This window comes from Ruegeria sp. AWH4_226, assembly GCF_056159225.1.
In genome coordinates, this window is record NZ_JBSWUU010000001.1 from 3,044,565 (window position 1) to 3,057,522 (window position 12,958).

Consider the following 12,958-nt stretch of genomic DNA (forward strand, 5'->3'; position numbering starts at 1 on the left):
AAAACACACTAACTGCACCCTAAGGAGCGTGTCATGTTCAAAGGCTCAATGCCGGCCCTCGTCACCCCGTTCAGCAACGGCGAGTTGGACCTGAAGACGCTCAAACACTTGGTGGAATGGCAAATTCAGGAAGGCTCGACCGGGCTGGTTCCTGTTGGCACCACCGGCGAAAGTCCGACGCTGGGCCATGATGAGCATGAAATTGTTGTTGAAGAGGTCGTCAAAGCCACGGCCGGTCGTGTTCCCGTCATCGCCGGGGCCGGTTCGAACAACACGGTTGAGGCGATCCGTTTCGTGCGATTCGCGCAGAAGGTTGGCGCTGATGCTGCACTGGTTGTAACGCCATACTACAACAAGCCCACCCAAAAGGGATTGATCATGCATTTCCGCGCCCTGCATGATTGCGCGGATATTCCGATCATCATCTATAATATCCCCGGCAGGTCAGTGATCGACATGACGCCTGAAACCATGGGTGAGCTTGCCAAGCTGCCGCGTATCATCGGCGTCAAGGACGCCACGGGTGATCTGGCCCGTGTCAGCCAGCAACGCGCCACCTGCGGGCCGGACTTTTGCCAATTGTCGGGTGAGGACGCGACGGCGTTGGGTTTCAATGCGCATGGCGGCGTCGGCTGTATCTCGGTCACTGCGAACGTCGCGCCGAAGCTGTGCGCCGAATTCCAACAGGCCACATTGGACGGCGACTACGCCAAGGCGCTGGCGTATCAGGATCGTCTGATGCCCCTGCACGAGGCGCTTTTCATCGAACCGGGACTTGCCGGAGCGAAATACGCGCTGAGCAAGCTTGGTCTATGCAGCGAGGAAGTGCGTTCGCCCCTGACAACGTTGGAAACCAGCACCAAAGCAGCGATTGACGCGGCGATGGCGCATGCGGGGCTTGTGTAATAGGGAAATCGGTGCCTGCTGATCTCAGCAGGTTCTAATTGCTCATAACGCTTTCCAGGTGCCGGGTTTTGTCGGGATTGCGCACCATGTAGATGGCGGCGATTTCGCCCTTTTCGATCTTTACCAAGGTCGCTTGCAAAGTGCCGCCCGGCTCGCGATTGATGATCGCGGGTAAACCGTTCAGCTCACACGCAACCCAGTGAGCGGGCTGGGTTGCCGTAGGTTTACGCGACAATCCGGCAAAGAACCGAACGACCTTATCCCGCCCGACAATCGGGTTTAGGGTCGCGATGATTTTGCCGCCGCCGTCCGAATGCAATTGGACATCGCGTGACAGCAAATCCGTCAGGTGTTTCGTGTCACCGCTTTTGGCTGCGCTGAAGAATGCGTTGGCCAGTTCCTGACCGTGTTCGCGGTCAACGCGCGCGCGGGGCTTCATGTGTTCGATGTGTTTCCTGGCTCGGCTTACAAGTTGGCGGCAACTGCTGTGACTACGCTCAAGCGTATTGGACAACTCATCGTACGAGCACTCAAATACGTCATGCAAAAGGAAGGCGGCGCGTTCCAGGGGTGACAATCTCTCCAGCGCCATCAAGAGCGCGACCGAGACATCGCGGTCAAGCCGTTCTGTTGCGTCGTTGGTGACAAACGGTTCCGGCAACCACTCACCCGGGTATGCGTCACGGATGGCGCGCGCCGCGCGTAAATGATCAAGGCATAGTCTGGTGACGACCCGGATCAGGTAGCCGGTTTCGTCCCGTACCTTTTCTACATCGACACGTTGCCAGCGCAGATAGGCGTCCTGAACGATATCCTCGGCATCGCTGACCGATCCGAGCATACGATATGCAACCGCGAAAAGACGCGGCTGCAAGTCAACGAATGCCCGATCCCCGGGCTGTGCATGTGACCGGGTCACGCGGCCACTTCTTTGGCTTTGGGATGCGGAACTGCAAAGCCGATGGCTAAACGATTCCACGCATTGATCTGGGTGATCACCAAAGTCAGTGCCACCTGATCATGCTCCGAAAACTGAGCAGCCATGGCGTTATAGACGTCATCGGGGGCGCGGTTGGTTTCAATCCGTGTCAGGGCTTCGGCCCACGCAAGCGCGGCTCGTTCACGGTCTGAATACAGCGACGATTCGTGCCATGCATTCAGCAGGTGCAAGCGATCTTCGGTTTCTCCGTTTGCACGGGCGTCATGCGTGTGCATGTGAATACAGTAGGCACAGCCGTTGATCTGCGACACCCTAAGCTTGATCAGTTCTTTCAAACTGTGTTCCAGCCCGGATGCGCTCAGGCGTTCTTCCATATCGAGCATGGGTTGAAGCAAGTTGGGGGCGACGGCAAAGTGATTGATCCGAGGGGACATCATATTCTCCTGCTTTTGAAGTTAACAAAAACAGGACATGCGTGGCACCGGATTTGTGACAGGGTCAGAGAAAAAATTCCCAAAACTCATTTTTTTGGTCAGCGTTTGCCGTAGTACAACCCGACAACATGCTCGGCCTGCGCAAAGAACAACCACCGCGAAATGGCGACCCCGGCAAGATGTGAAAGGACAGCCAGCAGGGCCAAAACGTGTTTTACTGCGGTGCTTTCAACCGGCGGCACGATCAAAAGCAGCGGTAGACCGAAAGCCAGGCTGAACGCTATCAAGCGCAGTTTTTCGGCATGTTTGCGACCAACCACGTAAACGAATTCGCGCAGTAAGTAGTTTGTGCCCGTATGTGGTGGCTCGAATGCACGGACACTGCCGCGTGCGCCAAGTCCGGTGGCAGTGCCCAGATCGGTGCCGGACTGCTTCAGCGCGTTGTCTCCCTTCCGCCAATAGAGCACCTGAACCGCAGCAGCGATCGACAAAAGCGGTATGGCCATGGTGATTTGCCCCGCCAGCAGGGCTCCTCCGGCAAGGCTGAAGCTTAGGAACATGGCCGGGGTCAGGTTCATGTTCCACCGCGGAATAGTCTTTAGCTGAGTATAGATCATCGAGGTTGTAAAAACCGTCGCCAGTGAAAACGCCGCGCCGAGGACGCCAAGACCGCCCCAGCGCTGACCGAAGAATACGGCGCCGATCGCGTAAAGCCCCATGACCAGCAGCGCAATGACGGCGCACCAGCCTTCGCGGCTGAGCCAGCTTGAGCGCCACTGCGTGAACGCTTTCCATGCGCGTTCGGGATGACCCAGATGAAATGTCGAAGCCAGAAGGCCGCCGACGGAGAGCCCATAAGCGATCAGGTAGAAAACGAAAGCCACCCAGCCCGTGACGTCCGGCATGCCAAGACCCAGGAAAAACAGCAGCCCAAAGCCGAGACCAGACAAGGTGGTGAAGAGGATGACGGAAGGGGCCGGGTGCATCAGAGCTTCTCCAATGTCTTGTCCAACCAGCCCAGAAAGCCCTTGGTCTCATCGGCGACGGGGGCCAGTAGCGGGGCTAGTATGTCGATCTGGTCCTCGATTTGATCCTTTGGTCGCGGCGGAAGGTATTTGTTGACCGGTTTAGTGCCCATTTCCGGCATCAGGTCGATGCCCTCGCGTTCGGCAACAAGTTTGCTGACGTCGCTGTTGGGATCACCGAGGTCGCCGAAATGGCGGGCACCGGCCGGGCAAGTACGCACACAGGAAGGTACGCGGTCTACTTCCGGCAGGTTTTCGTTGTAGATGCGGTCAACACACAGCGTACATTTCTTCATCACCCCTTCGGCCATGTCCATTTCGCGCGCTCCATACGGGCAGGACCACGCGCAAAGGCCACAGCCGATGCAGTCGCTTTCATTCACGAGGACAATGCCGTCTTCAACGCGCTTGTAGCTGGCCCCGGTGGGGCAGACAGTCACGCAGGGCGCGTCCTCGCAATGCAGGCAGGACTTGGGGAAGTGGATAAGCTGGGCAGGACCGTCTTTTGGCTGCACCTCGTAGGAGTGCACACGGTTCAGGAAAGTACCCGATGGGTTTGCCCCATATGCATCCTGATCGGACAGCGGCGCGCCGTAGTTCTCGGTGTTCCAGCCTTTGCATGAGATGACGCAGGCATGGCAGCCGACGCAGGTGTCAAGGTCGATGACCAAGCCCATTTTACGGTCGGTAGATTCGGGTAGCTGGGTCATATCAAGGAACCTCGGCTGTGGTAGGCGGGGCAGGGGGCCAGCCCCCTCTTGAGCCTTTGGCTCAATTCACCCCCGGGATATTTTTGGCCAGATGAAGGGCGGATTCCGGTCATTTGCCAACCTTCCATGCAAGGTCTTTCGGACCGGTGCCCACGGGTGAATTGATAGGGGGAAATTCGGGCTGGCTTTCGGCATCGCTGGGGGCTTCGGCTTTTTCGATTTTGACTTTCAGGTCGAACCACGCGGCCTGACCAGTCACCGGGTCAGAATTGGCCCATCGCATCCCATCCCCTTTTGGTGGCAGCAATTCGTGAATCAGGTGGTTCAGCAAAAAGCCTTTGGTGGCTTCCGGTGCATCCTCTTGCAATGCCCACGCGCCTTTGCGTTTGCCGATGGCGTTCCATGTCCAAACGGTGTTTTCGTTCAGGGCGGCCATCTCCATGACAGGTACCGTGATCTCTCCGTGCGGGGACGTGACCTTGGCCCAGTCGCCATCTTTCAACCTGTGCTCGCGCATCAGCTTGGTTGGCACATATAGCGGGTTGCGGCCATGCAACTGGCGCAGCCAAGCGTTCTGAGTGCCCCAACTGTGATACATCGCCATGGGGCGCTGGGTCAGGGCGTTGATGGTGAAGCCTTCGTTGCCCTGCTGATCGGTTTCATACCAGATGGGCAGCGGGTCCATCGTGCCCTTGATGCGCTGACGCAGGTGCTCGGGGGGCTGGTGGTCTCCATGCCCTTCGGCGGCCAGCTGGAACTTGCGCATCGGCTCGGAATAGAGCTGGAACAGGTAGGGTTGCGGGCTGTCATAAATGCCCATCCCCACGGCCCAGTCCTGATAGGCCGTATTCCACGGTTTGTAGTAATCCGCACCTTCGGGGATATGCGCGACGTAGAAGCCGCCGTTTTCGATATAGCGGTTCAACTGGTCGGGATTGACCTCGCCGCGCCCTTCCTTATCGCCGTTTTCACCCCGGAACCCGGCCAGCGGGCCGATGCCCGGCTTGCGTTGGTGATTGACGATATAGTCAGCGTAGTCTTTCCACTTGGGCGTGCCGTCTTCGTTGGTGAAACCGGGAAGGCTCATGCGGTTGGCCAGTTCGATCAGCACCGACTGAAAACCACGCACGTCTCGGTCGGGTTCCACGACAGGCCAGCGGATCGCGTCGGCTGCGGCGTCGGCCTCGCAGATCGGACGATCCAGCAACGAGATACAGTCGTGACGCTCCAGATAGGTCGTGTCAGGCAGGATCAGGTCCGCGTAGGCAACCATTTCCGAGGAATAGGCATCAGAATAGATGATGCGTGGGATAACATATTTTCCATCCTCGTTTCGGGCGGTCAGCATCTCCATCACGCCCTTGGTGTTCATGGAGGAGTTCCACGACATGTTCGCCATGTACATGAACAGCGTGTCGATCTTGTACGGATCGCCTGCCGCGGCGTTCGAGATCACCATATGCATCAGGCCGTGGGCCGACATCGGGTTTTCCCAGGTAAACGCCTTGTCGATGCGCTGGGCGGTGCCGTCCTCGTTGAGCAGCAAATCCTCGGGGCCGCGCGGAAAGCCGAGATGCGGGCCCTCTAATGGGCGTCCCGGCCGGCGGTCGCCATGCGGGGTGGGGTGTGCCTCGACCGGTTTCGGATAGGGCGGTTTAAAGCGGAATCCGCCGGGGACCTCGACCGTCCCCAGCAGGATTTGCAACACGTGCAGGGCGCGGCACGTCTGGAAGCCGTTGGCATGGGCCGAGATGCCGCGCATGGCGTGAAAACTGACCGGGCGGCCGATCATCTTCGAGTGTGTCTTACCCCGGAAGTCGGTCCATTCTTGGTCCAGCTCGATGGCCTCATCAAAGGCGACGCGGGCGATTTCGGCGGCGATGGCGCGGATGCGTTGGGCCGGGATTCCGCAGCGTTCGGCCACGGCTTCGGGCGCGTGGTCGTCGGACAGGTACTTCTCGGCCATCAGGTGGAAGACCGGGCGGTGGGTAACGCCATCTTGTTCGTAAGTTGCCGATAGGTCCGGGCGCACGCCCGGCTTGTCAAAGCCGGTGGGTTCGCCGGTGGTGCGGTCGATCACCAGCGGCTTGCCGTCGGCGTCGCGTAGGAACAGGCCTTTTTCCGGACCTTCCGCAGCATTCACCAGAACTGGCGCGTTGGTGTAGCGGCTGAGGTAGTCCAGATCAATTTTGCCTGCCTTCATCAGTACATGGATCAACGACAAGATGAACAAGCCATCGGTGCCCGGCGTGATGCCGACCCAATCATCGGCGACCGCGTTATAGCCGGTTCGGATCGGGTTTACCCCGATCACCCGCGCGCCGCGCGCCTTGATCTTGCCAATACCCATCTTGATCGGGTTGCTGTCATGGTCCTCGGCCACGCCGAACAGCATGAACAGCTTGGTGTGGTCCCAATCCGGTTGTCCGAATTCCCAGAACGCGCCGCCCATAGTATAGATACCGCCCGCCGCCATGTTGACCGAGCAGAACCCACCATGGGCCGCGTAGTTCGGCGTGCCGAAATTCTGTGCCCAGAAGGACGTGAAGCTTTGGCTCTGATCCCGGCCCGTAAAGAACGCCAGCTTTTGCGGAGCAGTCTCGTGCAACTCGTTCAGCCAGCCGACGGCGGTGCTGATAGCTTCGTCCCATTCGATTTCGCGGAACTCACCTGATCCGCGCGGGCCGACCCGGCGCAGCGGCTTGCGCAAGCGCGACGGTGCGTTGACCTGCATGATCCCTGCGCTGCCCTTGGCGCACAGAACGCCCTTGTTCACCGGGTGGTCGCGGTTGCCCTCGATATAGGCGACTTTACCGTCTTTCATATGCACGTTTATCCCGCAGCGGCAGGCGCACATATAGCAGGTGGTCTGCCGAACTTCGTCAGAGACTTTTGGCGAAAGATCAAGGTCTGGTTGCTGACTCACGTGCTGGCTCTCCGGTGTGTGTCCCGTTGCGGTGCCTCTGCATTCAACAGGCGCAGCGTATCGCGTGCAATCTGCTTTTCTTCTTCGGCGGGCACAACATGGACGGCGACTTGTCCCAAAAAGGACAGGTGTTGCATGATGTTGTGTCGGATGGGCTCCGCATTTTCACCGATGCCCCCGGTGAAAGCGACCGCATCCAGCCCGCCCATCGCGACAATTGCGCTTCCGGCGTGGCGTGCGGCCCAGTAACAGAAGTGATCAACGGCAAAGCGTGCCGCGTCGTCGTCGCGGCTTAGAAGTTCGGCCATGTCATTTGTACCGGCCAGACCCTTCAACCCACTTTGCGTGTTGAGTATCTTGTCGGTCTGCTCTAGCCCATATTCCTGAACCAGCCGCAAAACCGCCATGCCATCGATTGCGCCGCTGCGGGTACCCATTGTTAACCCGTCCAATGGGGAATAGCCCATACTGGTCGCCATGCTTTTCCCGTCAAGAATGGCGCACAGGCTGGCCCCGTTTCCCAAGTGAAACGCCAGTAAACGCGACGGCAACGCATCACCAAAGTGTTCAACCAGTGCCGCATAGCTGAGCCCATGAAACCCACTGCGTCTCAAGCCGAGCGAGCGGGCTTGTTCGGGCAGGGCGTATGTCGTCGCGACGGTAGGGTTGCTGGCGTGAAAGGCCGTATCAAAACACGCGAACTGCCGTAGGTCAGGCATTTTGTTCGCCAGACTTTGGATGGCCGTCAGGTTGTGGGGGTTGTGCAGCGGGGCCAAAGGAATGCAGGCGGCGATCTGATCCAGCACGGTCTGCGTCAGCCGTGTAGGCTGCGTCAGTTCTGTACCGCCATGGACCACGCGGTGACCGGCGGCGCTGAGGTCTGACAGGCTTACACCCTGCTCCTCCAATGCCTCTAACACCCTAGTCAGAGCCAGCGCATGGTCGGGTGTCTCGACACTGGCGGTGATGTCGCCAAGTTTCAGCCGCGCGGCACCGCCGATTTCTGTAACCGCAGCAGACACGGCCGAGGTAAGGTCAAGCTTGAAAAGCTCAACCTTTATCGAGGACGATCCTGCATTGACGACAAGGATCATAGATCCCGGCGCGTCAGATTGCGCATGGGCCCGGTTTCGGTCAATCAAACGCTCCTGTTGTGGAGGCAGGCAAGCAGAGGCTTGCCTGACAGTTCAATGTTGCGGTGCCATATCTGCCGCGTCGACTCCGGCGACTGCAACTGGCTTTTTCATCGCGTCGCGGCGGAACGGCTCACCCAATTCCTGATTGATCATGACTTCAATCAGGGTGGTCGTGCCATTCTTCTGATCTTCGATCGCTTGTTTCAGCGCAGCGGTCATTTCGTCCATGGTGCGGGCGACGACACCCTTGAGGCCACAGGCCTGCGCGATGCCGGCGTAGGATACCTTGGTGTCCAGCTCGGTTCCCACGAAGTTGTCGTCGAACCACAGGGTCGAGTTGCGCTTTTCCGCGCCCCATTGGTAGTTGCGGAAAACCACCTGCGTCACGGCGGGCCATTCCTCGCGGCCGATGGCGGTCAGTTCGTTTACAGCGATGCCAAACGCGCCGTCACCGGCAAAGCCCACGACCGGCACATCCGGACAGCCGATCTTGGCGCCGACGATGGCGGGCAGGCCATAGCCGCAGGGGCCGAACAGGCCGGGCGCAAGGTATTTGCGGCCCGCTTCAAAGGATGGATAAGCGTTGCCGATGGCGCAGTTGTTGCCGATGTCCGAGCTTATGATGGCCTCTTTCGGCAGGGCCGCCTGTATTGCGCGCCATGCCATGCGGGGACTCATCCAGTCGGGCTTGGCCGCACGGGCACGTTCATTCCAGGTGGTGCCGGGGTCGTCGTCTTCGTGATCCATGCTGGAAAGCTGCTGCGCCCATGCGGATTTCTTCTGTGCGATCTTTGCCTTGCGGTCTGCGCGTCCTTCATCACCGGCAGTGTCGCTGAGCTGGGCCAGAATGCCCTTGGCCACTTTGGCCGCGTCCCCGATAACACCGACCGTGACCTTCTTGGTCAGGCCGATGCGATCGGGGTTGATGTCAACCTGAATGATTTTGGCATCGGCTGGCCAATATTCCATGCCATACCCCGGCAGGGTCGAGAACGGGTTCAAACGGGTGCCCAGACACAGAACCACGTCGGCTTCGCTGATCAGCTCCATCCCGGCCTTCGAGCCGTTATAGCCCAGCGGTCCAGCGAACAGAGGGTGCGAGCCGGGGAACGCGTCGTTGTGCTGGTAGCCAACGCAAACCGGTGCATCCAGACGCTCGGCCAAAGCTTTTGATGCCTCGATCCCGCCTTCGGACAGAACCACGCCCGCTCCGTTCAGGATGACGGGGTTCTTGGCGTTCGACAGCAGTTCGGCTGCTTGCGCAACGGCGGTTTCTCCGCCAGAGGGGCGTTCGAACTCGACAACCGCAGGCAGTTCGACATCGATGACCTGAGTCCACATGTCTCGCGGGATATTCAACTGGGCCGGGGCGCTTGCACGTTTGGCCTGCATAATCACGCGATTCAGAACTTCGCAGACGCGGGTCGGATCGCGGACCTCTTCCTGATAGGCAACCATGTCTTCGAAGAGCTTCATCTGCTCGACTTCCTGGAAGCCACCTTGTCCGATAGTCTTGTTCGCCGCTTGCGGCGTGACCAACAACAGCGGGGTGTGGTTCCAGTACGCGGTTTTCACGGCCGTCACGAAGTTGGTAATTCCTGGGCCGTTCTGCGCGATCATCATCGACATCTTGCCGGTGGCGCGGGTGTAACCGTCGGCCATCATGCCGGCGCTGCCTTCATGCGCGCAGTCCCAGAACATGATCCCGGCCTTCGGGAACAGGTCCGATATCGGCATCATGGCCGAGCCGATGATACCAAAGGCGTGCTCGATACCGTGCATCTGCAAAACCTTCACAAAGGCTTCTTCTGTGGTCATCTTCATCTGAGCGATCTCCGAGGATAAGTGGAATGGCCAGGCGGTTTGCGCTGCCTTTGCCTACGGTTTTGGCGCAAGGGACGGGGCTGCGTTAGGGCCAGAACGGGTGGCGGACTAAGTCCAGTCTAGCGTTAGTTTGCGCGAATGGCATCAGCGATCAGCTTGATGCCCGGATCGATCCGATCCTGCCGGATTGAGGAATAGCCAAGGCGGTAGAAATTCTTTGGTTTGTCCAACCCAGCAAAGAAAGACGCCCCGGGTTCTATATGGACACTCTGGCCCTGCAGCGTATGGGCCAATTGCGTTGTGTCGACATGGTCAGGCGCTGACATCCACAGGGACGAACCGCCCATGATCCCCCTTCCTGCGACGGTCAGACCGTGTTCCTCTATGGCTTTGTCCAACGCTTCGCGCCGCTGCGCCAGTGCCTTGGACATGCGCCTGATTTGCGCGTCGTAATGGCCCAACGACAGGAAATAGGCTGTTGTGCGCTGAATATGACCCGGCGGATGGCGCAGCACCAGGGAACGCAGCGCGCGCGCTTCGCGGATGAACGGTTCGGACCCGACCATGTATCCCAAGCGCAATCCGGGAAAGATTGATTTCGAAAAGCTGCCAACATAGATCACGCGGCCATCCCGGTCCATTGACTTCAGCGCCGGAGAAGGGGCGCCCAGAAAGGCCATTTCGAATTCGTAATCGTCTTCGACCACGATGGCATCCAGGTCCCGTGCGCGCTCCAGCAGCTTGGTCCGTCGGTCAACGGGCATTGTTGCGGTTGTTGGGCATTGATGGCTGGGGGTAGTGAAAATGACATCGGTGCCGTCTGGCAAAGCATCAGGCGGCAAACCATCACTGTCAACGGGCAGAGCGGTCACGTTGCAATCCCAAGGGTCTAACAGACTGCGGAGGGCATAGTAGCAGGGATCTTCGATCACGGCAGTCCGATTGCGGGTCAGCAAGATTCGAGAGGCCAGCCAAAGCGCGTTCTGCGCCCCCATGGTGATCAGAATCTCTTCGGGGCGGGCGGCGATGCCGCGGCGGGGCAAGGTGTGGCGGGCGATGAATTCGACCAGCAACGGATCATCCTGATCGACATAGTCGGCGGTCAAGGTATCGAACTCTTTGTGCCCGAGCGCACGCACGGCGCACAGGCGCCAGTTGGCGTGGTCGAACAGCGACCGGTCGGCCTGACCGTAGATGAAGGGATAGCGATAGCTGCGCCAATCGGCCGGTTTCGCAAGCACATCCCCGCCCGAAAATCGACGGGCAAGGGCAGCGTCCCAGTCAACGGTTTCCGTCCCGCGCTGGACAGGCGTGTATTTGGGCGGTACCGGTGCGTTTTGCGAAACAAAATACCCCGACCGCCCCTTTGCCGTCAGGTAGTCATTGGCAAGCAATTCCGTATATGCCAGCGTCACCGTGATGCGACTTACCCCCAGATGGGCGGCCAGTTTGCGTGACGAAGGTAGCTTTTCACCGATGTGAAAACGCCCGGACAGAATGCCCTCGGCAATCATCTGCTGGATCTGGGCTTGCAGCGTGCCTTGCCCGTTGAGTTCAAGAAAGAATGTATCGACCGATATTGTCATGAGGCTTTATAGTCTGGACTTACGGGGTGGGCAATCTGGACTTATGCCCTTTCGATAAATCCTGCGTCAGGTGATTGACTGCGGAAATCGATTGCATTAAATAACTAGAAATCTAGTTTAATGGAGTAAGCGAATGTGGGAAACCGCGGCAGCAGGATTTTCGGCCATGGGATCAGAGGCCCGGTTAAAGGTTCTCAGGACTCTGGTCCGGGCTGGGCAGGCTGGGCTGACAGTTGGTGAAATACAGGAACGGACGGGAATCGCGCCGTCGACACTGGCACATCACCTCCGTTTTCTGGCCGCTGGTGGGGTGGTTGAACAAGAGAAGGCCGGGCGCAGCACGATCAACCGGGCCTGCTATGACGAGCTGAGAAATCTGGCGCAGTTCATCCTTGCGGAATGCTGCGCGGACGAAGTGGGAAAGGCCGCGAATGATGGCTGAGTTAACGCAAAACCCCAAAGTGCCTTCAAAGGCGCTTGAACTGATCAAAACCCCATGGGCGCTGATCGTCGCGATCCTGATAGCCGTCGCGCTTTTGGATCCCGGCAACTGGATTGAGATCGTTACCTTTGCCGGCAAAGCATTGGCCCATACCGGCCAGTACATCCTGTTTGCTGTTCTGCTGCTGTCCTATCTCAAGGCAACAGGGGCTGAGGTCATGGTCGCGCGGGCGTTTGAGGGGCGCGAGACTCGGATGATTTTCCTTGCCGCCGTCTTTGGCGGGTTGGCGCCTTTCTGTTCCTGCGAGGTCATTCCGTTCATCGCTGGTTTGCTGGCTCTGGGTGCGCCACTGTCTGCTGTGATGGCGTTTTGGCTTAGCTCACCCTTGATTGACCCGCCGACACTGCTGATCACTGCAGGCGCTCTTGGATGGCCCTTTGCGATCGGTAAAGCTGTTGCAGCGGTCGCGCTGGGGCTGTTTGGCGGCTTCGTCGTGCGCGGCCTGATGCGCTCGGGCGCTTTTTCCGCGCCTCTGCGCGAGTATAAACCGGCTAGCTGCTGTGGGTGTGGACCCAAGCAGGATGACAAACCGGTCTGGAGGTTCTGGCAGGAACCCGAGCGTCGTCAGCGGTTCCGCGCTGAGTTCGTGCATAACGGTCTGTTCCTGCTGAAATGGCTGGCCTTGGCCTATGTACTAGAGGCACTGCTGGTCAGCTATGTCCCGGCTGACCTGATTGCCAACGTCGTAGGCGGCGAAGGGGTCGTGCCCGTTGTCATCGCGGCGCTGGTCGGAATGCCCGCCTATCTGAACTCATATGTTGCGCCGCCACTCTTGGCTGGTCTGACCGAACAGGGAATGAGCGCAGGTGCAGCAATGTCGTTCATGATCGCAGGTGCCGTGAGCTCGATCCCGGCCATGGCCGCAGTCTGGTCGCTGGTCAAACCCAGGGTCTTTGCAACCTATTTGGGGTTGGGCGTCACCGGCGCGATCATTGCCGGAATTGTTTTTCAGATGATCTAAAGGAAAAA

General features: G+C 58.9%; 11 protein-coding genes. 3 read left to right on the plus strand and 8 right to left on the minus strand.

From position 1 onward, the window contains the following. The first annotated feature begins 33 nt into the window (after positions 1-33). Positions 34-906, plus strand: a complete 873-nt coding sequence (dapA, locus tag ACXAET_RS15095; RefSeq protein ID WP_475186823.1) for a 4-hydroxy-tetrahydrodipicolinate synthase — start codon at positions 34-36, stop codon at positions 904-906. A gap of 34 nt (positions 907-940) precedes the next feature. Here dapA and ACXAET_RS15100 read toward each other — a convergent pair whose 3' ends face one another. The 8 genes from ACXAET_RS15100 to pdxR all read right to left on the minus strand — a co-directional run bounded on the left by ACXAET_RS15100 (position 941) and on the right by pdxR (position 11,487). Beyond that, positions 941-1,825, minus strand: coding sequence for a sigma-70 family RNA polymerase sigma factor (locus tag ACXAET_RS15100; protein ID WP_475186827.1), 885 nt, complete (start codon positions 1,823-1,825; stop codon positions 941-943). After that, complete coding sequence (locus tag ACXAET_RS15105; protein WP_475186830.1) at positions 1,822-2,280, minus strand: carboxymuconolactone decarboxylase family protein; 459 nt, start codon at positions 2,278-2,280, stop codon at positions 1,822-1,824. Before ACXAET_RS15105 ends, ACXAET_RS15100 begins: the two co-directional genes overlap by 4 nt. Positions 2,281-2,378: 98 nt before the next feature. After that, complete coding sequence (locus ACXAET_RS15110; protein WP_475186833.1) at positions 2,379-3,266, minus strand: dimethyl sulfoxide reductase anchor subunit family protein; 888 nt, start codon at positions 3,264-3,266, stop codon at positions 2,379-2,381. Beyond that, a complete protein-coding gene (locus ACXAET_RS15115; protein ID WP_475186836.1) occupies positions 3,266-4,015 on the minus strand; it encodes a 4Fe-4S dicluster domain-containing protein in 750 nt (249 codons plus the stop codon). Before ACXAET_RS15115 ends, ACXAET_RS15110 begins: the two co-directional genes overlap by 1 nt. A gap of 109 nt (positions 4,016-4,124) precedes the next feature. Further along, positions 4,125-6,941, minus strand: coding sequence for a molybdopterin oxidoreductase family protein (locus ACXAET_RS15120; RefSeq protein ID WP_475186840.1), 2,817 nt, complete (start codon positions 6,939-6,941; stop codon positions 4,125-4,127). Further along, entirely contained in the window at positions 6,938-8,035 is a 1,098-nt protein-coding gene (locus ACXAET_RS15125) for an acetate/propionate family kinase (RefSeq protein ID WP_475186843.1), read from the minus strand. The genes ACXAET_RS15120 and ACXAET_RS15125 overlap by 4 nt, the downstream gene beginning before the upstream one ends. Positions 8,036-8,128: 93 nt before the next feature. After that, on the minus strand, positions 8,129-9,901 hold the full coding sequence (xsc, locus tag ACXAET_RS15130) for a sulfoacetaldehyde acetyltransferase (protein WP_475186846.1): 1,773 nt from the start codon (positions 9,899-9,901) through the stop codon (positions 8,129-8,131). Positions 9,902-10,026: 125 nt separating this feature from the next. Next, entirely contained in the window at positions 10,027-11,487 is a 1,461-nt protein-coding gene (gene pdxR / locus ACXAET_RS15135; RefSeq protein WP_475186849.1) for a MocR-like pyridoxine biosynthesis transcription factor PdxR, read from the minus strand. A gap of 133 nt (positions 11,488-11,620) precedes the next feature. Here pdxR and ACXAET_RS15140 point away from each other — a divergent pair, with 133 nt between their 5' ends. Together ACXAET_RS15140 and ACXAET_RS15145 are read left to right on the plus strand one after the other, a co-directional pair. After that, a complete protein-coding gene (locus ACXAET_RS15140) occupies positions 11,621-11,929 on the plus strand; it encodes an ArsR/SmtB family transcription factor (RefSeq protein ID WP_068337190.1) in 309 nt (102 codons plus the stop codon). Beyond that, complete coding sequence (locus ACXAET_RS15145; protein WP_475187231.1) at positions 11,922-12,950, plus strand: permease; 1,029 nt, start codon at positions 11,922-11,924, stop codon at positions 12,948-12,950. The genes ACXAET_RS15140 and ACXAET_RS15145 overlap by 8 nt, the downstream gene beginning before the upstream one ends. Positions 12,951-12,958 lie beyond the last annotated feature (8 nt).

Excerpts from the sequence above, each read along its gene's own strand:
- ACXAET_RS15140 (WP_068337190.1), top strand. The coding sequence starts at position 11,621 with ATGTGGGAAACCGCGGCAGCAGGATTTTCGGCCATGGGATCAGAGGCC.
- ACXAET_RS15110 (WP_475186833.1), bottom strand. The coding sequence starts at position 3,266 with ATGCACCCGGCCCCTTCCGTCATCCTCTTCACCACCTTGTCTGGTCTC.
- dapA (WP_475186823.1), top strand. The coding sequence starts at position 34 with ATGTTCAAAGGCTCAATGCCGGCCCTCGTCACCCCGTTCAGCAACGGC.
- ACXAET_RS15125 (WP_475186843.1), bottom strand. The coding sequence starts at position 8,035 with ATGATCCTTGTCGTCAATGCAGGATCGTCCTCGATAAAGGTTGAGCTT.
- xsc (WP_475186846.1), bottom strand. The coding sequence starts at position 9,901 with ATGAAGATGACCACAGAAGAAGCCTTTGTGAAGGTTTTGCAGATGCAC.
- pdxR (WP_475186849.1), bottom strand. The coding sequence starts at position 11,487 with ATGACAATATCGGTCGATACATTCTTTCTTGAACTCAACGGGCAAGGC.
- ACXAET_RS15115 (WP_475186836.1), bottom strand. The coding sequence starts at position 4,015 with ATGACCCAGCTACCCGAATCTACCGACCGTAAAATGGGCTTGGTCATC.
- ACXAET_RS15105 (WP_475186830.1), bottom strand. The coding sequence starts at position 2,280 with ATGTCCCCTCGGATCAATCACTTTGCCGTCGCCCCCAACTTGCTTCAA.
- ACXAET_RS15145 (WP_475187231.1), top strand. The coding sequence starts at position 11,922 with ATGGCTGAGTTAACGCAAAACCCCAAAGTGCCTTCAAAGGCGCTTGAA.